The following is a 20,794-nucleotide window of genomic DNA, read 5'->3' on the forward strand; positions in this document are numbered from 1 at the left end:
GATTGCCTTGATTGAGCAGCATCAGTTCGCACAGGGCTTTGCGTTAGCCGGGATCAGGAATCGCGGCGCAAATCCGGCGGGATCGGCAGGTCCTTGAGCGGTTCGGGGCGCTTGCCCTTGCCGGCGCGGTGCTGGCGGATCTGGTAGACGTACGCCAGGACCTGCGCCACGGCCAGGTACAGGCCTCCCGGAATTTCCTGGTCGAGTTCGGTGGAGTAGTAGATCGACCGCGCCAATGCCGGGGATTCGAGCAGCATCACTTCGTTGGCGACGGCGATCTCGCGGATCTTCAACGCCAGGAAATCGCTGCCCTTGGCCAAGAGGACCGGCGCATTGCCTTTGTCCGGGTCGTACTTGAGCGCGACGGCATAGTGGGTCGGGTTGGTGATGACCACGTCGGCGTCGGGAATCGCCGCCATCATCCGGCGCTGGGAGACCTCGCGCTGCAACTGGCGGATCCGCTGCTTGACCTCCGGCTTGCCCTCCTGATCCTTGTACTCGTCGCGGATTTCCTGCTTGGTCATCATCAGCTTCTGCTTGCTTTGGTAGAGCTGGATCGGCACGTCGATGGCGGCGATCAGGATCAAGCCACAGGCCATCCACAAGGTGCTCCAGCCCACCAGTTGCACGCTGTGGATAATGGCTTGTTCCAGCGGCTCATGGGCAATGCGCAGCAAGTCATCGATATCGGCCTGCAATACCGTCAGCGCCACGAAAAGAACCAGGAAAAACTTCCCAAGCGCTTTTAGCAACTCCATCAGGGCCGTTGTGGAGAACATCCGCTTGAGCCCACTCGCAGGATTCATTCGGCTGAACTTGGGCGCCATGGTCTTACCGGAAAACAACCACCCGCCCAAGGAAATAGGCCCCAGGAAAGCAGCCAGCAACAAGAAGATCAGCACCGGTTGCACCGCCACGATCGCGATCGTGCCCGAATGCAGCAGGTATTGAGTCATGGCGCCGGGGGTCAGCAGCACTTCTCGCGGCAGGGAGAAATTCAGGCGCATGATTTCCAGCAGATCCAACGCCAGCCCGCCACCGTAAATCAGCAAGCCACCGGCGCCAGCGAGCATGATCGCCAGGGTATTGAGCTCCTTGGAACGCGCAATTTCACCCTTTTCCCTGGATTCTTTCTTGCGCTTCTCCGTGGGGTCTTCTGTCTTGTCCTGACCGCTTTCGCTCTCGGCCATGGTTCAGCGCGCCTGTGCCATGTCGCGTAACAACTGCAAGGCTTGGGTAGCCAGCGGCTGGTACTGGTTGAGGATGTCCCCGAGGCTGACCCAGAAAATCACCATGCCCAACACCAGGGTCAGCGGGAAGCCAATGGAGAAGATGTTCAACTGAGGGGCCGCCCGGGTCATCACGCCGAAGGCGATGTTGACCACCAGCAACGCGGTAATCGCCGGCAACACCAGCACCATGGCCGCGCCGAGGACCCAGCCGAGCTTGCCGGCGATTTCCCAGAAATGATTGACCAGCATCGCGCTGCCCACCGGCATCGTCGTGAAGCTCTCGGTCAAGACCTCGAACACCACCAGGTGCCCGTTCATGGCCAGGAACAACAACGTCACCAGCATCGTCAGGAATTGCCCGATCACCGCGGTGTTGACGCCATTGGTGGGGTCGATCATCGAGGCGAAGGCCATGCCCATCTGGATCGAAATGATTTGCCCGGCGACCACGAACGCCTGGAAAAACAACTGCAGCGAAAAGCCCAGCAAGGCGCCGATGAGGATCTGTTCGGCCACCAGCATCAGCGCACTGAGGTCCAGCGCATTGACCGGCGGCATCGGCGGCAGTCCGGGAGCGATGACCACGGTGATCGCCAGGGCCAGATACAGACGCACGCGCCCCGGCACCAGGGTCGTGCCGAAGACCGGCATGCTCATCAGCACCGCGGTGACACGAAACAACGGCAGGATGAACGACGCCACCCAAGTACTGATCTGGGTGTCCGTCAACGCGAGCATCGACATCCGGTCAGCCGATCAACTGCGGAATACTGCCGTACAACTGCAGGATGTATTCCATGAAGGTTTGCACCAGCCAGGGACCGGCGACGATCAGCGTGACCAGCATCACCAGCAGGCGCGGCAGGAAACTCAGGGTCTGTTCGTTGATCTGCGTGGCGGCCTGGAACATCGCCACCAGCAAGCCCACCAGCAGGCTCGGGATCACCAGGATGGCAACCATCATGGTGGTCAGCCAGAGGGCCTCGCGGAACAGGTCTACCGCTACTTCAGGCGTCATATCGTGTTACCCGCGCAAGTGGTCTAGACACCGCCGAAACTGCCCGCCAGGGTGCCGATGATCAACGCCCAGCCATCCACCAGCACAAACAACATGATCTTGAACGGCAGGGAAATGATCAGCGGCGACAGCATCATCATGCCCATGGCCATGAGGATACTGGCGACCACCAGGTCGATGATCAGGAACGGGATGAAAATCATGAAACCGATCTGGAACGCAGTCTTCAACTCGGACGTCACGAACGCCGGCACCAGGATAGTCAGCGGAGCCTGGTCAGGACTGGCGATATCGGTGCGCTTGGACAGGCGCATGAACAGGTCCAGGTCGCTGCTGCGGGTCTGGGCCAGCATGAAATCCTTGATCGGCACCTCGGCCTTGGCCACGGCATCCTGGGCACTGAGCTTTTCCGCCAGGTAGGGTTGCAGCGCGTCCTGATTCACCCGGTCGAATACCGGGGCCATGATGAACATGGTCAGGAACAGCGCCATGCCGGTGAGGATCTGGTTCGACGGCGTCTGTTGCAGCCCCAGCGCCTGGCGCAGGATGGAAAAGACGATGATGATCCGAGTGAAACTGGTCATCAGCATGACAAACGCCGGGATGAAACTCAGCGCAGTCATGATCAGCAGGATCTGCAGGCTGACCGAGTATTCCTGTGCCCCTTCGGCATTGGTGCCGAGGGTGATCGCCGGGATCGACAGCGGATCGGCGGCAAACGCCAACGGCGCGGCCAGCATCAGGGCCAACGCCAACAGAATGCGCAACGGCATTACTTCTTATCCTTTTGATCTTTACCCAGCAGTTCCATGAGCCGCTGGGCAAATTCGGGGGTGGCCTGCTCAGCGGAGGGCACCTGGACCGGCTCCTTGAGGACGTGCAGCGCGGTGATGGTGCCGGGGCTCAGCCCCAGCAGGATCTGCTCGTTGCCTACCTGCACCAGCACCAGCCGATCCCGTGGGCCCAACGCCCGGGAACTGATGATGTCGATGACCTGACCTTTGCCGGCGGGCCCTGCCTGTTGCACGCGCCGCAGCATCCACGCCAGGAAGAAAATCACCCCGAGCACCAGGAGCAGGCCCAGCACCAGCTGCGCCAATTGCCCGGCGATGCCGCTGCCACTGGCCGGCGCAACGGCCACATTGGCCACCGGCTCGGCCGCCAGCACACTGAACGGCAGCATCAAGGCTGCGGCGAAAAAACCTTTCATTCAGCGCAGCTTCTTGATGCGTTCGCTCGGGCTGATCACGTCCGTCAGGCGAATGCCGAACTTCTCGTTGACCACCACCACTTCGCCGTGGGCGATCAAGGTGCCGTTTACCAGTACGTCCAGCGGCTCACCGGCCAGGCGATCGAGTTCGATGACCGAACCCTGGTTGAGTTGCAGCAAGTTGCGGATGTTGATGTCGGTGCTGCCCACTTCCATGGAAATCGACACCGGGATGTCGAGGATCACGTCCAGGTTCGGCCCGTCGAGCGTCACTTGCTCGTTGCTTTTTGGCACGCTGCCGAACTCTTCCATCTGCAGGCGGTTGGACGCGTGGGCGCCGGTATCGGCTGCCAGCAACGCATCGATGTCAGCCTGCCCGGCGTCGCCGGTTTCTTCCAGGGCCGCAGCCCACTCGTCGGCCAGCGCCTGGTCATCCTGGGTATTCATATCGTCAGCCATCATGTTTCCTCGGCGGGCAAAAATTCAGTTAAAAACGAAAACTTAAGAAATTGACAGCGCTCAGCGGCGTTCGATCGGCTCGATTACCTGCAACGCCAGATTGCCTTTGTGAGAGCCCATCTTGACCTTGAAGGCCGGCACGCCATTGGCGCGCATGATCATGTCTTCCGGCATCTCGACGGGGATGATGTCCCCCGGCTGCATGTGCAGGATGTCCCGCAGGCGCAGCTGGCGCCGGGCAACCGTCGCGCCGATCGGCACGTCGACGTCCAGCACGTCCTGGCGCAACGCGTTGATCCAGCGTTCGTCCTGGTCGTCGAGGTCCGACTGGAAACCGGCGTCGAGCATTTCACGCACCGGCTCGATCATCGAATACGGCATGGTCACGTGCAGGTCGCCGCCGCCGCCGTCGAGTTCGATGTGGAACGTCGAGACGACAATGGCTTCGCTCGGGCCGACGATGTTCGCCATGGCCGGGTTCACTTCCGAGTTGATGTACTCGAAGTTCACTTCCATGATCGCCTGCCAGGCTTCCTTCAGGTCGACGAAGGCCTGTTCCAGCACCATGCGCACGACGCGCAGTTCCGTCGGGGTGAATTCGCGACCTTCGATCTTGGCGTGACGACCGTCGCCACCAAAGAAGTTGTCCACCAGCTTGAACACCAGTTTGGCGTCGAGAATGAACAGCGCCGTACCGCGCAGCGGCTTGATCTTCACCAGGTTGAGGCTGGTGGGCACGTACAGCGAGTGCACGTATTCGCCGAACTTCATCACCTGCACGCCACCCACGGCCACGTCGGCCGAGCGGCGCAGCATGTTGAACATGCTGATACGGGTGTAGCGGGCGAAACGCTCGTTGATCATTTCCAGGGTCGGCATGCGTCCGCGAACGATGCGGTCCTGGCTGGTCAGGTCGTAGCTTTTGACGCTGCCCGGGTCAGCAGCGTTTTCGGTTTGCACCAGGCCGTCGTCGACACCGTGCAACAGCGCGTCGATTTCGTCCTGGGACAACAAGTCCTGCACGGCCATGTCGTGTTTCCTACTGCAATACGAAGTTAGTGAAGAGCAACTGTTCGATCACCACTTTGCCAAGCTCTTTCTGGGCCACTTCCTGCACGCTGGCCGTGGCTTTCTGACGCAGCATTTCCTGGCCGACCGGGGTGGCGAGGGTGTCGAAACTCTGTCCGGAAAACAGCATCACCAGGTTATTGCGGATCAATGGCATGTGCACACGCAACGCTTCCAGGTCGGCCTGGTTGCGGCCCTGCAACGTGATGCTGACCTGCATGTAGCGTTGACGACCGTTCACGGTGTAGTTGGCAACGAAGGCCGGAGCCATGGGCTCGAAAATCGCCGGCTGCTTGCCCACCGGTGCGACTTCCGCCGCCGGTGCCGGCTTGCTTTGGGCGCTGTGCATGAAATACCAGGTCGCCCCCACCGAAACGCCCATCGCCAGGAGCAAGCCCACCACGATCAGGATGATCATCTTGAGTTTGCCTTTGGTTGCAGGGTCTTTTACAGCTGCTGCTTCACTCTTCGCCATGCCAATAATCCGTCACTAATCGGGGGGTTCACTGTTGCATGGCTAGGCAGGAGCAAGTGTTATGCCAGAAGTGTCCGCACTTGGAGTAGCGAGCTTGATGCGATCTCCAGGGACCGCAGAAACCAATGTGGGAGCGAGCTTGCTCGCGATAGCGGTGGATCAGTTCCGAACAAGGTGACTGACAAATCCGCTATCGCGAGCAAGCTCGCTCCCACAGGGGTTGTTGCATTGAATCAGGCGTAGAAGTCGACCGCACTGGTGCCGATGACGCTGGTCGTGCTGGCAGCCACTTCAGCGATGCCGGCCGGACCGGCTTCATCCACCGAATCCACCCGTCCGCCCGAGGACGTCGTGCGTCCGGCCTGGGCCTGCTGCTGGGCTTGTTGGTCCTGATTCTGCGAACCACGGGATTGATCCGACACGTTCACATCGACCTGCCCCATGCCCTGCTGGGCAAAGCTGTCGCGCAAGCGATGCATCTGGCCTTCGAGGGCTTCACGAACGCCAGCGTGGGCGCTCATGAAGGTGACCTGGGTCTGCTGGTCCGGAACCATGTTCACCCGGATGTCCAGGCGCCCGAGTTCGGCCGGCTGCAACTGGATGTCGGCCGCCTTGAGATTGGCGCTCGACAAGTACATTACCCGGTTGACCACTTCCTCGGTCCAGCCGCTCTGGTTCATGGCGATGGGCTGGTTGACCGGCACCGCGTTGGCGGTTTTCGGCGTGGCGGCCTGGGTCAGTGCCGCCAAGCGATTGGCAAAGTCATCGACGCGGGTATCGCTCGAAGCCGCGGTCAGGTCCTTTAGGCCTTCGCTGATCAGGCCACTGAACGCCTTGTCGCCACCCTGGCTGCCGGCACCGGTGCTGTCCTGGTCGGCTTGCACAGTGAGCATGCTGGCCATGCCGGCGGCAAACGTCTGGGCCGAGGTCGGTTCGCCATCGGGCGAGGACGTCGGGGCGGCCTTGGGTTGCGCCTGGCTGGAAGCCGACACATGACCGCCCTGCTCCATCGCCAACCGCAAGGCTGGCAGCGCGTCGAGCGGATCAGCTTGCGGGTCGAACTCCGGATCCGTCACGGGTGCCGGGGCATTGGCCGCCGTCGTCGGAACAACGGCAGCCGCCACCGCAGCGGTGACTTGAGCATCGGCCGCAACCACCACGGGGGCGGGCTGAACCTCGGCAGTGGTCACCGCAACGACCGGCAACAACGCAGGATCAAGGGTTGGATCGACAGGCGCGGCGTCCGCTACGGGCTTCTCGGCCGCTTCGGTATCGTCATCCTGCGCAGTCTTGTCGTCGGCAGCAGCCGGCTTGTCGGCGGGCAAGGGTTTGCCGCTATCGGCAACCACCGGCTCCGGAGCGGCAGCCGGATCGCTGTCGACATCCTTTTTGACGGAGGTGTCGGAAGTCTTGTCGCGCCCCGGCTTTACCGACGGCTCAGCGACCGTCGGTGATTTGACGGGGGCCTGCTTGGCGAAGACCTGAGCGAAGCTGGAGGCTTTATTCCCGGCTTCCGGGCCCGCTGCCAGTGGATTGACGGCGGCCTGCGGCTTGGCCGGGGCGCTGGCCTGCAGGAGTGTATTGGGCGTAACAGGCATAAAATGGTCTCCGCTGCACTGGAATCAAGATGCAGTCGAGACAGGACAATGCAAGGGACGGGCCAACGCGTCGGACGACATCGTTTCAGCAATGAAAGCCTTCACGCTCTTCCCGGCAAAGCGTGCGGACGAAGGCAAACTCGCTGTCGATTTCATTGACCAGTTTTTCGATGCCACCCAGCGACGGCTGCTTGGCGCGTTGCTCCAGCTCTCCACACAGCTCAGCCAGGCGCAGGGCCCCCATGTTGCTGCTACTGCCCTTGAAGCTGTGGGCCGTGGCGCTGAGCTTTTCGGCGTCCCTGGCTTCATGCAACACACGCAGACGTGCCTCGGAATCCTCGAGGAAGGTGTCCAGCAATTCCGGATACCCGTCCTCCATGACTTCCCTCAACGTGCTGAGCACGTCGCGATCGAGATGAATTTCACTCACTTGCTCGCTCCCTGATCAAGATTGGCTCCGATTATGCCAGAGCCTCCCAGAAAAACTCCACGCGTGCACTACGACCATCGTCGGACCAGGAGGCCCGCTGGCATAGTTGACGCACCAGGCTCACGCCACGCCCTGATAATCGGTCGCGATCCACGGGTCGGGCCATCACCTTGGCAACATCGAAGCCCTTGCCGCTGTCCTCGACCTCAATGACCAGACAGCCACCGTCACCATGGGGGGTGACATGCAAATGCACCCGCACATGGCCATCGCTCAACGCGTCCAGGCGCTCGTTGCGCTCGCGGTAGTACCGGGCAAAACCCGTCGCATCGCGCTTGAGGCTGGAGTCCAACCCCAACACCCCATGTTCGAGGGCGTTGGAATACAGCTCCGACAGTACGCTGTAAAGGGCGCCACTGTGTGCCCTGAGCCCATGAACCTCAAGCAGCAACTGCAAAAGGTAGGGCATCGGGTTGAACCGCTTGAGCGTCTGCGCCCGGAATTCAAAGCTCACCGACCAGTCCAGCGGACTGGACTGGCCGCTATCGGAATAGACCGGAGGCGGCGGATTGAGTTGCGTCGGCGCGACGAGACGCACCTCGATCATGCTGAAGTCGTCACGGGCCTCGCCGCGAAAGTCCTGCAGGGCTTGCTGGATATCTTCGAACAGGCGATCGGGCTCACGGTTGGCCGAAAAGACCTGCTGCAACCGCTCCACGCCAAACGGCTGGTCGTCGCGGTCACTGGTCTCGATCACGCCATCGGACAGCAGGAACACCCGATCGCCCACCGACATGGGATGGACTTCGGTGCGGTCGTCAAACAACTGAGGCGTCAATACGCCCAACGGCAAATGCTGCGCCGGCAACGGTGTGCGTACGCCAGTGAGGCTGTCGTGCAGATAACCGTCGGGCATGCCACCGTTCCAGATCTCTACGGTGCAGCGCTGGAAACTCAGGCACAGCAGCGTCGCGCAACAGAACATATCCACCGGCAGGATGCGCTTGAGCTTGGCATTCATCTCCCGCAGGATCTGCGCCAGGCCGTAGCCCTTGGCGGTCATCCCGTAGAACACCTCCGCCAGCGGCATCGCCCCCACCGCCGCCGGCAATCCGTGACCCGTAAAGTCCCCGAGCAGGATATGCATGTCGCCGGCCGGATTGAACGCGGCCAACAGCAGATCGCCGTTGAACAAGGCGTAGGGCGATTGCAGGTAACGGATGTTCGGCGCGCTCAGGCAACCGGAGTGGGCAATCTTGTCGAATACCGCCTTGGCAACCCGCTGCTCGTTGAGCAGATAGTCATGGTGCCGGGCGATCTGGTCGCGCTGCTCCACCACCGTGGCTTGCAGCCGACGCAAACGGTCCATCGCCTTGATCTTGGCGGCCAGGATTACTTGGTTATAGGGTTTTGCCAGAAAGTCATCACCACCGGCCTCGAGGCATCGGGCAAGCCCTTCGCTTTCGGTCAACGAGGTGAGAAAGATGATCGGGACCAGTTGATCCCCGGCCAACTGCTTGATCTTCTGCGCCGCTTCAAAGCCATCCATGACCGGCATCATCGCGTCCATCAACACAAGGTGCGGACGCTGTTGCAGATAGACCTCGACCGCCTCGGCACCGTCAGCCGCAGTGAGCACGTGATGGCCCTGGCGACGGACGATGGTCGACAACAGCAGTCGATCGGCGGCACTGTCTTCGGCAATCAGGATCGTCAGCGGCTCCGGCGACGATTGCATGGCGATCAACTGATATCGAACAGCTTGTCGAAATTGGAGATCGCGAGGATTTTCTTGACGTCGCTGCTGCTGTTGACGACGCGGATATCCGATTCGTCGCCACCGGCATGGTCACGCAACAGCAGGAGCATGCCCAACGCAGAACTGTCGAGGTAAGTGGCTTCTTTCAGATCCACCACGATGGACTCGGGTTTCGTGTTGAGCTTTTCATAAGACTCACGAAACTCCTGGTGCCGGCCAAAATCGAAGCGACCCTTGATCGAGATCGTCAGTTTTTGCCCATCCGGAGATACTTCGGTAATGACAGACATATTCACTTCCTTGTCATGGACATACGTGTACAAGGTTTAGCACTTGGTAGAGGTCTGAGCAAGGTTTCAAATCGCCTACCCGACAAAACCCTACCGCCGTTATCAATACGGATCGTGGCGCGGCAGCCGCTGGGACAGCTCGTCCAGCAATTTCTGCTCACGCTTGTCCTCCAATTGCCGCGCCTCGTCGATGTAGCGCTGTACGAGTTTGCGCAACCCTTCGACGCGAGCGAACGCCTCTTGCCAGCTCTGGCGGGCCTTCTCCAGGTTGTTCTGGTGCCAGACCAGGCTCTGGCGCTGCTGGTCGATGGCCGTGCCCAACTGCGCGAGGAATCCTTGGTAGCCCAATAGCCATTGTCCGGAAACGCCATGGCTGCCGCGGGCGATCCACTGCTCCTGGTATTCGAGGCGAAAATTTTCCAGGTCCGCCAACTTGCTTTCGGCAACCGCCACCTGCCCCTGAAAATAGGCCAGCCGCTGGACGGCGGTCTTCTCGGCCTTTTCGGCCATGTCCACCACTGGCGCCAGGCGCGCCGCACGACTCATGGCCATGATTGGTTACGTGCCGGAGACAGGGGCGAAAATGGTTTGCAGGTGCGCTTCGCTGGCGCCCATGCCGATGCTGTCGTTAAGCGCCTGGCGCAGATATACCGCCATGGACGGATAGAGGCTGATGGCCGTGTCGGTCTCACGATCGCCGCCAGGTACATACGCTCCGACGCTGATCAGGTCGCGACTTTGCTGGTAGCGAGACCAATACTGCTTGAACTGTTGCGCACGCTTCATGTGCTCGGGGCTGATGACCGATGGCATGACCCGGCTGATCGACGCTTCGATGTCGATGGCGGGGTAATGCCCCTCCTCCGCCAAGCGTCGGGACAACACGATGTGGCCGTCGAGCACGCCTCGGGCCGAGTCGGCGATCGGGTCTTGTTGGTCGTCACCCTCGGACAGCACGGTGTAGAACGCAGTGATGGAACCGCCGCCCTTCTCCGCGTTACCGGCACGTTCCACCAGCTTCGGCAGCTTGGCGAACACTGAAGGCGGATAACCCTTGGTCGCCGGCGGCTCGCCGATGGCCAGGGCGATTTCCCGCTGGGCCTGGGCGAAACGGGTCAGCGAGTCCATCAGCAACAGGACGTTCTTGCCCTTGTCGCGGAAATATTCGGCGATGCGCGTGCAGTACATCGCAGCGCGCAGGCGCATCAGCGGCGCATCGTCCGCCGGCGAAGCGACGACAACGGAGCGCTTGAGCCCTTCCTCGCCGAGGATGTGCTCGATGAATTCCTTCACCTCGCGGCCCCGCTCGCCGATCAGCCCAACCACGATGATGTCGGCCTCGGTGAAGCGGGTCATCATGCCCAGCAGCACACTCTTGCCCACGCCGGTACCGGCGAACAGGCCCAGGCGCTGACCGCGTCCGACCGTCAACAAACCGTTGATGCAACGAATGCCCACATCCAGCGGCACGCTGATGGGGTCGCGCTTGAGCGGGTTGATCGTCGGGCCGTCCATCGGCACCCAATCCTCGGCCTTCATCCCGCCCTTGCCGTCCAGCGCCCGACCAGCGCCGTCCAGCACGCGACCGAGCATGCTCATGCCCATGGGCAGGCGGCCGGTATCGGCCAACGGCACCACACGGGCACCCGGGGCGATGCCGGCGACACTGCCGACCGGCATCAGGAATACCTTGCTCCCGGAAAAACCCATGACCTCGGCTTCCACCTGCACCGGGTGATAGCTGTCGTCATTGATCACCAAGCAGCGACTGCCCATGGCCGCACGCAATCCTTCGGCTTCGAGGGTCAGGCCGACCATGCGCAACAGGCGACCTTCCAGGATCGGTTGGCCGGCCAGTTCGGTGGCCTCGGCGTAGCTGCCCAGGCGCTTGCCGAAGCTGGTTCGCTCAAGGCGCATCGTGGCCTGCCACTTCAGGTGTGATCGGCTCGCCGCTGTCGGGATCGACGATGGCGGCCGGCTTGGGTTCGTCCGGCAAGTCCAGGCTCAGGTCGGCGGGCGCCGGGTGCAAAGCCTGTTCGTGCAGTTGGTCGAACAGCTTGGCCATGATCTGGCTGATGCGGGTCTCGACGGTAGCGTCGATGCGGCTGTGCTCGGTTTCCACGCGGCAACCGCCCGGCAGCAGGGTTTCATCTTCGACGATGCGCCAGGTTTCCTCATGGCGCTCGCGCAAAGCCTTGACCAGTTCGAAGTCCTGCGGGTTGATGTACAACCGCACGTTGCCCACACCCAGCGGCAACAGCTTGAGGGCTTCGCGCATGACGTGTTCGATCTGGCTCGAATCGATGGCCAGTTCGCGCTGGATCACTTGCCGGGCGATGTGCTGCACCAGCCCGACCAATGACTTTTCAATCTGCGTGTCCTGCTCGGCGATGGGCTCGAACAGGTTCTGCATCAACGATTCCAACGCGCGCAGCTTGGCCGTGAGCGCCACGTCGGCTTCCTGACGGACCTTGATCGTGGTGCTGTGGAAACCTTCTTTTTCGCCAATGGCGAAGCCTTCGTTGTAAGCCTCCTGGCGGATGCTCTCGACTTCTTCGAGGGTCAGTGGCTGGACTTCTTCCAGCGGCACCTCTTCCATCTCCGGCAGTTCTTCCACCGGTTCCGGCTCGGGCTCGGGCACGTAGGGGTCGAAGCTGGGCAGCGACCAGACGTCGAAACCACCGACGTCACGGGCGCGGATCAGGTCGCTGGGTGAATCATCACTCTTGGCAGACATAACGACCTTAGATCATCTCTTCGCCGCCCTTGCCACCGAGCACGATTTCTCCGGCTTCGGCCATACGGCGGGCGATGGTGAGGATTTCCTTCTGTGCGGTTTCCACGTCGCTGACGCGCACCGGGCCCTTGGCCTCGAGGTCGTCGCGCAACAGTTCGGCCGCCCGTTTGGACATGTTCTTGAAGATCTTTTCCTTGACGCCTTCGTCCGAACCCTTGAGGGCCAAGACCAGGACGTCGGAGGACACTTCGCGCAACAGTGCCTGGATGCCACGATCGTCGACATCGGCCAGGTTGTTGAACACGAACATGAGGTCTTCGATCTGACCGGACAGGTCTTCGTCGACTTCGCGGATCGAGTCCATCAATTGACCTTCGATCGAACTGTCTAGGAAGTTCATGATGTCCGCCGCGCGCTTGATACCACCCAAGGTAGTGCGCGAAGCATTGGAGTTGCCCGAGAACTGCTTCTCGAGGATCTGGTTCAATTCCTTCAGCGCCGCCGGCTGCACGGTGTTCAGCGATGACACGCGCAGGATGATATCGAGGCGCACCTTGTGGTCGAAATTGCCCAGCACTTCGCCGGCCTGGTCCGGGTCGAGGTACGCCACCACGATCGCCTGGATCTGGGGGTGCTCGTAACGGATCACGTCAGCAACGGCGCGTGGTTCCATCCACTTCAGGCTGTCGAGGCCGCTGGTGTTGCCACCCAGCAGGATCCGGTCGATCAGGCCGTTGGCCTTGTCCTCGCCCAGGGCCTGGGTGAGCATCTTGCGCACATAGTCGTCGGAACCGACGCCCAGGCTGGTCTGGTCGCCGACGATGTCGACGAACTCGCTCATGACCTGCTCGACCTGTTCGCGGTGCACGTTACCCATCTGGGCCATGGCCACGCCGACGCGCTGGACCTCCTTGGGCCCCATGTGACGCAGCACTTGGGCGGCGTCGGTCGACCCCAGGGACAGCAGCAAGATCGCGGCTTTGTCGACCCGGGACAATTTGGCAACAGCGGCTCGATTATCACTCATCTGCGTTAATCCACTCTTTCACGACCTGGGCCACACGACCCGGATCTTCTGCCACCAGACTCTTGATGGCGTTCAACTGAGCGTCATAGCCTTCGCTCGGGCTTGGCAGCAGGATGCTCTGCGGCCCGCCGAGGCTGACGCGATCGTTGGCCAATTCGCCATCCAGGCCGCCCATGCCTCCCAGCTCTACATCACCCAAGCCAGCCAACTGCTTGTTCTTGCCGCCACCGGTAATGTTGTTGAGCACCGGACGCAACACACCGAACACCAGTATCAGGATGAACAGCACACCCAATACTTGCTTGACCACATCCCAGAACCAGGGTTGCGAATAAAACGGAATGTCGGCGATTTCTTCACCGCGCTCCAGGGAGAACGGCACGTTGATCACGCTGACGCTGTCGCCACGGCTGGCGTCGAAACCGACCGCGTCCTGCACCAGGCGAGTGAAGCGCGCCAATTCGTCGGCGCTCCACGGTGCACGGCTGGTTTCGCCGTTGGCCGGGTTGATCTTGACCTGATCGTCCACCACCACGGCGACCGACAGGCGATTCAAGCGACCCTGTTGCTGCTTGGTGTGGCTGATGGAACGGTCGAGCTCGAAGTTCTTGGTGGATTGTTGACGCTTGTCGGCCGGGTACGGCGCGAGCATCGGCTGGCCGGTGGCCGGGTCCATGATCTGTTGGCCGTTGGCATCGATCAGCGGCTGGCCTGGCTGCACCATGCCTGCGGCGGCGGTGGCGCCACCGGTGGTTTGCGGCGCGCTGGCCGGCGACGGCGGCTGGTTGCTCAGGGCACCCGGCACGCCTTGCGGGCCATTGCTGGCAGTGCGCTGTTCGTTCACCGACTGCTCGCTGCGCAACGCCGGCTGATCCGGGTTGAACTGCTCGGAGGTCGATTCAACCGCACTGAAATCCACATCCGCCGACACTTCGGCCTTGTAGCGGCCGTTACCGAGGATCGGTTGCAGGATGTTATGCACCCGCTGAGTGAACATGCCTTCCATGCGACGGCTGTAGTCGTATTGCTTGCCGGCCATGGTCAGTTCGGAATTTTCCGCCTGGTCGGAGAGCAGGTTGCCCTTCTGGTCGACCACGGTGATCTGCGACTTACTCAGCTCGGGAACGCTGGTCGCCACCAGATTGATAATGGCCAGGACCTGGCCTGGCTCCAGGGAGCGGCCGGAATACAGTTCAACCAGGACCGACGCACTCGGCTTGCGCTCATCGCGCACGAAGACCGAGCTTTTCGGGATCGCCAGGTGCACACGGGCACCCTTGACGTTGTTGAGGCTGGAGATGGTGCGCGCCAGTTCGCCTTCCAGGCCGCGACGATAACGCGTCGCTTCCATGAACTGGCTGGTGCCCAGGCCCTGGTCCTTGTCGAGAATCTCGAAACCGATGTTGCCATCGGTCGGTGTGACACCCGCGGCAGCGAGCTTGAGGCGCGCGCGCGCCACGTCGTCGGCCTTGACCAGCAAGGCGCCAGAGTTGGGTTCGACAGTGTAGGGAATGTCGGCAGAAGCCAGGGTTTCCATGACTTGCTTGGCATCCATGCCTTCCAGGCTACCGTACAACGGACGGTAGTCTGGCTGCTGGGACCACAACACGACGGCGAAACCAATCGCCACGCTGGCAGCCAGGCCGACCAACAGGCCAACCTGACGCAGCATGGTCATCTCGGAGAGGTTTTCCAGGAAAGACAGACCGAACAACGGCGGTTTGCCGTCTACCGGAGTGGCCTTGGCTGGAACGTTATCAACGGCTGCTTCTGCCATGACTCAATAGTTTCCTTAGACCGGCATCTGCATGATGTCTTGGTAGGCTTGAACCAGTTTGTTGCGTACCTGGGTCAACGCCTGAAACGAGACACTGGCTTTCTGCGAAGAGATCATTACGTCCGTCAGGTCGACGCCACTTTTGCCAATTTCAAAAGCACTGGCCAACTGGTTCGAAGCCTGCTGGGTATCGTTCACTTTATTGACGGCCTGACCGAGCATGTCGGAAAAGCTGCTGCCACCCACCTGGGGGACCGCGACCGATTTCGGCTGGGCCATGGCGTCCATTTGCATGGCCCGCATGTCCAACATCAATCGATTAAATTCAATACCTTGGCTCATGGTCTATTCTCTCTGGCGGCCCGCGTTTTTTTGACACTTACTCAGCGGGTACGTAGGTATTAGCAACAAGGGTGCCAGCTCGATGGCCGGCAGAAACAATTGCGCGCACCGCTCCACTGTGGGAGCGAGCTTGCTCGCGATGCCATCACATCCAACATCAATTTTGACTGACCCGCCGCTATCGCGAGCAAGCTCGCTCCCACAAGGATTGGTGGCGACTATTCAACTGGCGAAAAGGTAGGCCTCCACGTCCATCCCCGCATCACGCATCTGCGCCAGCTTGTAGCGCAGGGTCCGCGGGCTGATGCCAAGGCGTTCGGCCGCCTCCTTGCGACGGCCGCGCTCGGCACGCAGGGTGTCGATGATCATCTGGAACTCGCGTCGACGCAGGTCGTCCTCCAGCGCACCCGCGGATTCCGCCACTTCCATCGGCGGAACCACCGCTGGGGCTGGCTGCAAGACCGGCAACGGCGCACAAGCCACCGGACCGGCCAGGCAAAAATCTTCGGGCTGGATCAAGCCGCCCTGTTGCAGGATGAGGGCCCGCTGGATGGCGTTATCCAGCTCACGGACATTGCCAGGCCAGGGATAAGCGATCAGGCAAGCCTGGGCTTCGGCGGACAGTCGCGCCGTTGCATGCTTCATTTTATTGACGTGCTTGGCCAGCAGGCGCTCGGCCAGCGGCAGGATATCGGCGGTGCGCTCGCGCAACGGACGCCAGGCCAACGGAAAAACCGATAGCCGATAATACAAATCTTCGCGGAAACGCCCCGCCGCCACTTCGCCCGCCAGGTCGCGGTTGGTGGTCGCGACCACGCGGATGTCCAGGCTGATGGGCTTGCGCGCGCCGACCCTTTCAACTTCACGCTCCTGCAACACCCGCAACAGCTTGGCCTGCAGGCCCAGGGGCATTTCTGAAATCTCATCGAGCAGGATGGTGCCGCCGTCAGCCTGTTCGAACTTGCCGGCCTGGGCCGCGATGGCGCCGGTGAACGAGCCCTTCTCGTGCCCGAACAATGTGGCCTCGAGCATGTTGTCGGGAATCGCCGCGCAATTGATGGCAATGAACGGTTCGTTGGCGCGACGGGATTGCTGGTGGATATACCTGGCCAGCACCTCCTTGCCGGTACCCGACTCGCCGGAAATCAACACGGTTGAGTCACTGCGTGCCACCCGCGCGGCCAAGTCCAGCAACTGAGCACTGGCCGGCTCGATGGCCACTGGCCCTTCACCCTCGACTGCCGGGCTTCCCAGGGCATGACGCGCCACCAGGTCAAGCAACGCCTTGGGCTCGAACGGCTTGACCAGGTAATCCGCCGCCCCCTGGCGCATGGCATCCACCGCACGCTCGACCGCACCGTGTGCGGTCATCAACAGGACTGGCAATTGCGGGTGGCGCGCACGCAGCAAACCGAGCAACTGGTGACCGTCCATGCCCGGCATGTTGACGTCGCTGACCACCAGGCTGAACGGCTCGCGGGCAACGGCCAGCAGCGCCTCCTCCGCCGAACCGACGGCGGCATGATCATGCCCGGCCAACAGCAGCGTATCGGCCAGCGCCTCGCGCAGCGCACGATCGTCCTCCACCAGCAAAACCTTGATCGCCATTGCCTTCACTCCACCCCTGGCGCACTGGAAAACAGCGGCAGGACGATCAGCGCACAAGTGCCACGCCCCAGCCGCGAGCGCAGCAGCAATTCTCCCTGATGGGCACGCGCCACAGCCTTGACCACGGTCAGGCCCAAGCCTGTCCCAGTGGCCTTGGTGGTAAAAAACGGTTCGCCCAGGCGGGTCAATACGGCTGGATCGATGCCACTGCCGCTGTCGCTGACACACAGGCGCAACGTGCTGCCACGGGTGTACAGATGAACCTTCAACCGGACGTCACCGCCGCTGGCCTGGATCGCATTTTCAATCAGGTTCAATACCGCGCCCACCAAGGTGTCACGGTTGCACAAGACCTCGCCCACATGGCTGTCGCACTGCCAGCGGATCGGCAGATCCTGCACATGGGTCAACGCTGCGGCCTGCAAGGATTGCAGCAACGCCTTGGGTGTCACGCGGTCGGTCAACGGCAACTCGCCCCGGGCGAACACCAGCATGTCGCGCACCTGGTGCTCCAGCTCATGCAGGCGTTCTTTCAAGCGGCCAGCAAAGCGCTGCTGGGTGTCCATCGGCAGTTGCTGCTCCGTCAGATGACTGGCGTAGAGCAACGCGGCGGACAGTGGCGTGCGGATCTGATGGGCCAGCGACGCCACCATCCGCCCTAGGGAAGACAAGCGCTCGTGGCGGGCAAGCTGGTCTTGCAGGTGACGGGTTTCAGTCAGGTCATTGAGCAGCACCAACTGCCCAGGCTCGGCATCCAGCGAACGGGTCGAAATAGAGAGACGCCGACCATCCTTGAGAGAGATTTCGTGGCCGTCGTCTTCGCGAGGGGCGAAGCAGCGGGCGATGACGTGCCGCCAAAGCTCGCCCTCCAGGGGCAGGCCGAGCAGCTCGCACGCCGCCGGGTTGGCTTCGCGCACGAAACCGTGCTCATCGATGACGATGACGCCGCCAGGCAAGAGATCGAGGAGATTTTGCAGCCGATTGGCCAGGCGTTCCTTTTCCGCCAACTCCTGCATGCGCTGGGCGCTGACCACCGCCAGCTCCCCCTTGAGCTCGGTCACCCGGGCTTCAAGCAGGCTGTAGGAATCAGTCAACTGGCTGGACATCTGGTTAAACAGCGAAAACGCCTGTTCAAGTCCAAGCCGGCTAGCCTGTTCGGCGGACGGCATGTGTCCCGGCTCGGGGACAGGCGACATCAGGGCGGCTTGGGTCATCGTGCTCTCTCGCTTGGCTGACCGTCAGTTAAACGGAACGTTGCGAGGGCTGTAGCAATACCCGTGCCGAAAAAAAACCGCCTGAAAATCAGGCGGTTGCAAAACAGGCGTCAATCATCCGCCTGTTCATCTCCTTCGCGCCGGCTCATGCCGTACTTGCGCATCTTTTCTACCAGGGTCGTACGGCGGATACGCAAGCGCTCCGCCGCGCGGGCCACGATACCGTTGGCATCGTCCAGGGCCTGCTGGATGAGGCCTTGCTCCAGGCCGCCCAAGTAGTCCTTGAGGTCCAGGCCTTCCGGCGGCAACAAGGCATTGCTGGTGAAATCCGGCGTATGGCCGTTGATCGCCACGCGCTCTTCCAGGTCGCTGCGCAGGCTGTCGACCATTTGCTCGTCTTCATCATCGACGTAGCGGAATTTCTTCGGCAGCTCAGCGACGCCGATCACACCGTAGGGGTGCATGATCGCCATGCGCTCCACCAGGTTCGCCAGCTCGCGGACGTTGCCCGGCCAGCCATGGCGACAGAGGGACATGATCGCCGCCGAGTTGAAGCGGATCGAACCGCGCTTCTCATGCTCCATGCGCGAGATCAATTCGTTCATCAGCAGCGGGATGTCTTCGACCCGCTCACGCAGCGGCGCCATTTCGATCGGGAACACGTTGAGGCGGTAATAGAGGTCTTCGCGGAAACTGCCGACCTCGATCATGCTCTCGAGATTCTTGTGGGTCGCGGCGATGATCCGCACGTCGACGCTCTGGGTCTTGTTGCTGCCCACGCGCTCGAACGTGCGCTCTTGCAGCACGCGCAACAGCTTGACCTGCATCGGCAGCGGCATGTCGCCGATCTCATCGAGGAACAGCGTGCCACCGTTGGCCAATTCGAAACGCCCGGCGCGGCTGGTGATCGCACCAGTAAACGCGCCCTTCTCGTGGCCGAACAATTCGCTTTCCAGCAACTCGGCCGGGATCGCACCGCAGTTGACCGGCACGAACGGCGCCTCGCGACGCTTGGAATGGTAATGCAGGTTGCGCGCGACCACTTCCTTGCCGGTGCCGGACTCGCCCAGGATCAGCACGCTGGCGTCGGTGTCGGCCACCTGCTGCATCATCTGGCGCACATGCTGGATCGCACGGCTGGTGCCGACAAGGCTGCGGAAAAGATTGGGTTCACGGTGCCGACCGCGCTCGCGGGCCTGGTCGTACATCTCGCGATAAACCTGGGCACGGTGCAGCGAATCGAGCAATTTGCTGTAGCTCGGCGGCATTTCCAAGGTGGAAAGCACCCGGCGGCGCTGGTCCTCAGGCAAGTCAAGGGAAGAATTTTCGCCCATTAACAAAACTGGAAGGAACTCATCCCAGGTTGAGAGTGTCTTTAGCAAGCCCAAAAGCGATGCGGGAGCATTTACGGTCCCGATAAGGACACAAATGACTTCACGGCTGGAGGACAAAGAGCCGACGGCCTGCTGCCAGTCATGGCTGCCGCAGGGCAAATTTTCTTCGCCAAGAAAATTAAGGATCACCGCCAGGTCACGGCGGCGGACGCTATCGTCATCGATCAGGAGAATTTTGGTTTCACGCCACATGCAATAGCAACTTCCCTAGTCAACTCAGTGCCCGAATTTGGGGGCAAGCTAGACGCTTGCAGACTTGTCATGCCTGTAGACGCCTGAAATCTGTAAACAGCCACTAGTTAAGTCAAAAAATCGTGCACAGTCAAATTTATGGCGCACTTTGTTCGGATTAAATGAAAATTAAATCATCCGAACAAGTGATAAACCTTCGCCGCGTTCTGTGCCTGATGAATCTGCGACATTTCATCGACGATCGCCTGACGCTCTCCCGTCGCCGCCTCCAGCAACTGCCGGTACACCCCCAGCAACTCCTCCAGGTTGTTACGCAACGCTGCCTCGTCCACCCCGGACTCGCTCATGACGTCTTCCATGCAGGAACGGCACGCCAGGTCCAATTGACCGATGGCCTCCCAGTTCCGCTCAGCCAGGGCATCAACCAGGGCCTCGCGGGTTTGTTCGATTCGCTGCAAGACAAGACTCATGAGCATATTCCTCAGAATTGCGGGCCAGCTGGCGCGATGCCGTCCCAGCCTTCCTTGACCGTGCGCAGCAGATCAGCGACTTCGTCGAGGATCTTCGGGTCGGTCTTGGCGTTGGCTTCGGCCAGGCGTTTCATCATGTAGGTGTAGAGCGCATCCAACTCGGCTACCGACTCGGCCTGATTCTCCAGGTCCAGGCCTTCACGCAGGCCACCCACGATACCGATGGCCTTGCTGATCAGTACGCCTTTGTTGGCGATGTCCTTGCGTTCCATAGCGCCCTTGGCCTGGGCGATACGGTCCAATCCACCTTCCATGAGCATCTGCACCAGACGATGGGGACTTGCTTCGGAGGTTTGCGCCTGGGCGCCAATCTTCTGGTATTGGCGAAGGGCTAACATCGGATTCATGTTTTACCTCATCAAAAACTTCGGTTCGTATAAACAGCGTATCGACGCTGCGTCAAAAAACTTTAGACCGAAAAAGCCGAAAGCCCG

Annotated in this window: 23 protein-coding genes; all 23 read right to left on the reverse strand. The window is 61.2% G+C overall.

Features of this window, described 5'->3' with window-relative positions; genetic code table 11:
• Positions 1 to 53: 53 nt before the first annotated feature.
• Positions 54 to 1,190: a flagellar biosynthesis protein FlhB gene (flhB, locus tag KSS97_RS21045; protein WP_217860052.1), complete on the reverse strand. Its 1,137-nt coding sequence runs from the start codon at positions 1,188 to 1,190 to the stop codon at positions 54 to 56.
• Positions 1,191 to 1,193: 3 nt separating this feature from the next.
• Positions 1,194 to 1,970, reverse strand: coding sequence for a flagellar biosynthetic protein FliR (fliR, locus tag KSS97_RS21050; protein WP_438269613.1), 777 nt, complete (start codon positions 1,968 to 1,970; stop codon positions 1,194 to 1,196).
• A 10-nt stretch (positions 1,971 to 1,980) separates the two neighbouring features.
• Entirely contained in the window at positions 1,981 to 2,250 is a 270-nt protein-coding gene (fliQ, locus tag KSS97_RS21055) for a flagellar biosynthesis protein FliQ (RefSeq protein WP_003184009.1), read from the reverse strand.
• 23 nt (positions 2,251 to 2,273) lie between these two features.
• Positions 2,274 to 3,023, reverse strand: coding sequence for a flagellar type III secretion system pore protein FliP (fliP, locus tag KSS97_RS21060; RefSeq protein WP_217860054.1), 750 nt, complete (start codon positions 3,021 to 3,023; stop codon positions 2,274 to 2,276).
• Positions 3,023 to 3,460, reverse strand: a complete 438-nt coding sequence (fliO, locus tag KSS97_RS21065; RefSeq protein ID WP_217860055.1) for a flagellar biosynthetic protein FliO — start codon at positions 3,458 to 3,460, stop codon at positions 3,023 to 3,025. The genes fliP and fliO overlap by 1 nt, the downstream gene beginning before the upstream one ends.
• Positions 3,461 to 3,919: a flagellar motor switch protein FliN gene (fliN, locus tag KSS97_RS21070; RefSeq protein WP_030141075.1), complete on the reverse strand. Its 459-nt coding sequence runs from the start codon at positions 3,917 to 3,919 to the stop codon at positions 3,461 to 3,463.
• A 60-nt stretch (positions 3,920 to 3,979) separates the two neighbouring features.
• Complete coding sequence (gene fliM, locus KSS97_RS21075; protein ID WP_030141076.1) at positions 3,980 to 4,948, reverse strand: flagellar motor switch protein FliM; 969 nt, start codon at positions 4,946 to 4,948, stop codon at positions 3,980 to 3,982.
• A 10-nt stretch (positions 4,949 to 4,958) separates the two neighbouring features.
• The gene (fliL, locus tag KSS97_RS21080) at positions 4,959 to 5,462 is read right to left on the reverse strand and encodes a flagellar basal body-associated protein FliL (protein ID WP_217860056.1); all 504 of its coding nucleotides are present in this window, start codon (positions 5,460 to 5,462) and stop codon (positions 4,959 to 4,961) included.
• Positions 5,463 to 5,695: 233 nt separating this feature from the next.
• Positions 5,696 to 7,060 (reverse strand): flagellar hook-length control protein FliK, encoded by a 1,365-nt coding sequence (locus KSS97_RS21085; protein WP_217860057.1) that lies wholly within the window; start codon positions 7,058 to 7,060, stop codon positions 5,696 to 5,698.
• A gap of 85 nt (positions 7,061 to 7,145) precedes the next feature.
• Positions 7,146 to 7,490, reverse strand: a complete 345-nt coding sequence (locus KSS97_RS21090) for an Hpt domain-containing protein (RefSeq protein WP_030141079.1) — start codon at positions 7,488 to 7,490, stop codon at positions 7,146 to 7,148.
• Positions 7,491 to 7,521: 31 nt separating this feature from the next.
• Positions 7,522 to 9,228 carry an ATP-binding SpoIIE family protein phosphatase gene (locus KSS97_RS21095; RefSeq protein WP_217860058.1) on the reverse strand — a complete coding sequence of 569 codons (1,707 nt, stop codon included), beginning with the start codon at positions 9,226 to 9,228 and terminating at the stop codon, positions 7,522 to 7,524.
• A gap of 5 nt (positions 9,229 to 9,233) precedes the next feature.
• The gene (locus KSS97_RS21100) at positions 9,234 to 9,539 is read right to left on the reverse strand and encodes an STAS domain-containing protein (RefSeq protein ID WP_030141081.1); all 306 of its coding nucleotides are present in this window, start codon (positions 9,537 to 9,539) and stop codon (positions 9,234 to 9,236) included.
• Between the two features lie 102 nt (positions 9,540 to 9,641).
• Positions 9,642 to 10,091: a flagellar export protein FliJ gene (gene fliJ, locus KSS97_RS21105; RefSeq protein ID WP_217860059.1), complete on the reverse strand. Its 450-nt coding sequence runs from the start codon at positions 10,089 to 10,091 to the stop codon at positions 9,642 to 9,644.
• 6 nt (positions 10,092 to 10,097) lie between these two features.
• Positions 10,098 to 11,456, reverse strand: coding sequence for a flagellar protein export ATPase FliI (gene fliI / locus KSS97_RS21110; protein WP_030141083.1), 1,359 nt, complete (start codon positions 11,454 to 11,456; stop codon positions 10,098 to 10,100).
• Positions 11,446 to 12,276: a flagellar assembly protein FliH gene (gene fliH / locus KSS97_RS21115; RefSeq protein ID WP_198797722.1), complete on the reverse strand. Its 831-nt coding sequence runs from the start codon at positions 12,274 to 12,276 to the stop codon at positions 11,446 to 11,448. Before fliH ends, fliI begins: the two co-directional genes overlap by 11 nt.
• Before the next feature lie 7 nt (positions 12,277 to 12,283).
• Positions 12,284 to 13,303, reverse strand: coding sequence for a flagellar motor switch protein FliG (fliG, locus tag KSS97_RS21120; protein WP_007958288.1), 1,020 nt, complete (start codon positions 13,301 to 13,303; stop codon positions 12,284 to 12,286).
• Positions 13,296 to 15,080 carry a flagellar basal-body MS-ring/collar protein FliF gene (gene fliF / locus KSS97_RS21125; protein WP_030141085.1) on the reverse strand — a complete coding sequence of 595 codons (1,785 nt, stop codon included), beginning with the start codon at positions 15,078 to 15,080 and terminating at the stop codon, positions 13,296 to 13,298. Before fliF ends, fliG begins: the two co-directional genes overlap by 8 nt.
• Before the next feature lie 15 nt (positions 15,081 to 15,095).
• Positions 15,096 to 15,422 (reverse strand): flagellar hook-basal body complex protein FliE, encoded by a 327-nt coding sequence (fliE, locus tag KSS97_RS21130; protein WP_003199082.1) that lies wholly within the window; start codon positions 15,420 to 15,422, stop codon positions 15,096 to 15,098.
• 222 nt (positions 15,423 to 15,644) lie between these two features.
• Positions 15,645 to 17,030 carry a sigma-54-dependent response regulator transcription factor FleR gene (fleR, locus tag KSS97_RS21135; protein WP_217860060.1) on the reverse strand — a complete coding sequence of 462 codons (1,386 nt, stop codon included), beginning with the start codon at positions 17,028 to 17,030 and terminating at the stop codon, positions 15,645 to 15,647.
• A 5-nt stretch (positions 17,031 to 17,035) separates the two neighbouring features.
• Complete coding sequence (locus tag KSS97_RS21140; protein ID WP_272929131.1) at positions 17,036 to 18,244, reverse strand: sensor histidine kinase; 1,209 nt, start codon at positions 18,242 to 18,244, stop codon at positions 17,036 to 17,038.
• Between the two features lie 110 nt (positions 18,245 to 18,354).
• Positions 18,355 to 19,830, reverse strand: a complete 1,476-nt coding sequence (locus KSS97_RS21145) for a sigma-54 dependent transcriptional regulator (protein ID WP_030141088.1) — start codon at positions 19,828 to 19,830, stop codon at positions 18,355 to 18,357.
• A gap of 173 nt (positions 19,831 to 20,003) precedes the next feature.
• Positions 20,004 to 20,300, reverse strand: a complete 297-nt coding sequence (gene fliT, locus KSS97_RS21150; protein ID WP_217860061.1) for a flagellar protein FliT — start codon at positions 20,298 to 20,300, stop codon at positions 20,004 to 20,006.
• 11 nt (positions 20,301 to 20,311) lie between these two features.
• Positions 20,312 to 20,707 (reverse strand): flagellar export chaperone FliS, encoded by a 396-nt coding sequence (gene fliS, locus KSS97_RS21155; protein WP_030141090.1) that lies wholly within the window; start codon positions 20,705 to 20,707, stop codon positions 20,312 to 20,314.
• Positions 20,708 to 20,794 lie beyond the last annotated feature (87 nt).

The sequence above is a fragment of the Pseudomonas alvandae genome (assembly GCF_019141525.1).
In the GTDB taxonomy this organism is placed as follows: Bacteria; Pseudomonadota; Gammaproteobacteria; order Pseudomonadales; family Pseudomonadaceae; genus Aquipseudomonas; species Aquipseudomonas alvandae.

Coding starts and splice junctions, on each gene's coding strand:
- flhB (WP_217860052.1), bottom strand. CDS start 1,190: ATGGCCGAGAGCGAAAGCGGTCAGGACAAGACAGAAGACCCCACGGAG.
- fliR (WP_438269613.1), bottom strand. CDS start 1,970: ATGCTCGCGTTGACGGACACCCAGATCAGTACTTGGGTGGCGTCGTTC.
- fliQ (WP_003184009.1), bottom strand. CDS start 2,250: ATGACGCCTGAAGTAGCGGTAGACCTGTTCCGCGAGGCCCTCTGGCTG.
- fliP (WP_217860054.1), bottom strand. CDS start 3,023: ATGCCGTTGCGCATTCTGTTGGCGTTGGCCCTGATGCTGGCCGCGCCG.
- fliO (WP_217860055.1), bottom strand. CDS start 3,460: ATGAAAGGTTTTTTCGCCGCAGCCTTGATGCTGCCGTTCAGTGTGCTG.
- fliN (WP_030141075.1), bottom strand. CDS start 3,919: ATGGCTGACGATATGAATACCCAGGATGACCAGGCGCTGGCCGACGAG.
- fliM (WP_030141076.1), bottom strand. CDS start 4,948: ATGGCCGTGCAGGACTTGTTGTCCCAGGACGAAATCGACGCGCTGTTG.
- fliL (WP_217860056.1), bottom strand. CDS start 5,462: ATGGCGAAGAGTGAAGCAGCAGCTGTAAAAGACCCTGCAACCAAAGGC.
- KSS97_RS21085 (WP_217860057.1), bottom strand. CDS start 7,060: ATGCCTGTTACGCCCAATACACTCCTGCAGGCCAGCGCCCCGGCCAAG.
- KSS97_RS21095 (WP_217860058.1), bottom strand. CDS start 9,228: ATGCAATCGTCGCCGGAGCCGCTGACGATCCTGATTGCCGAAGACAGT.
- KSS97_RS21100 (WP_030141081.1), bottom strand. CDS start 9,539: ATGTCTGTCATTACCGAAGTATCTCCGGATGGGCAAAAACTGACGATC.
- fliJ (WP_217860059.1), bottom strand. CDS start 10,091: ATGGCCATGAGTCGTGCGGCGCGCCTGGCGCCAGTGGTGGACATGGCC.
- fliI (WP_030141083.1), bottom strand. CDS start 11,456: ATGCGCCTTGAGCGAACCAGCTTCGGCAAGCGCCTGGGCAGCTACGCC.
- fliH (WP_198797722.1), bottom strand. CDS start 12,276: ATGTCTGCCAAGAGTGATGATTCACCCAGCGACCTGATCCGCGCCCGT.
- fliG (WP_007958288.1), bottom strand. CDS start 13,303: ATGAGTGATAATCGAGCCGCTGTTGCCAAATTGTCCCGGGTCGACAAA.
- fliF (WP_030141085.1), bottom strand. CDS start 15,080: ATGGCAGAAGCAGCCGTTGATAACGTTCCAGCCAAGGCCACTCCGGTA.
- fliE (WP_003199082.1), bottom strand. CDS start 15,422: ATGAGCCAAGGTATTGAATTTAATCGATTGATGTTGGACATGCGGGCC.
- fleR (WP_217860060.1), bottom strand. CDS start 17,030: ATGGCGATCAAGGTTTTGCTGGTGGAGGACGATCGTGCGCTGCGCGAG.
- KSS97_RS21140 (WP_272929131.1), bottom strand. CDS start 18,244: ATGACCCAAGCCGCCCTGATGTCGCCTGTCCCCGAGCCGGGACACATG.
- KSS97_RS21145 (WP_030141088.1), bottom strand. CDS start 19,830: ATGTGGCGTGAAACCAAAATTCTCCTGATCGATGACGATAGCGTCCGC.
- fliT (WP_217860061.1), bottom strand. CDS start 20,300: ATGAGTCTTGTCTTGCAGCGAATCGAACAAACCCGCGAGGCCCTGGTT.
- fliS (WP_030141090.1), bottom strand. CDS start 20,707: ATGAATCCGATGTTAGCCCTTCGCCAATACCAGAAGATTGGCGCCCAG.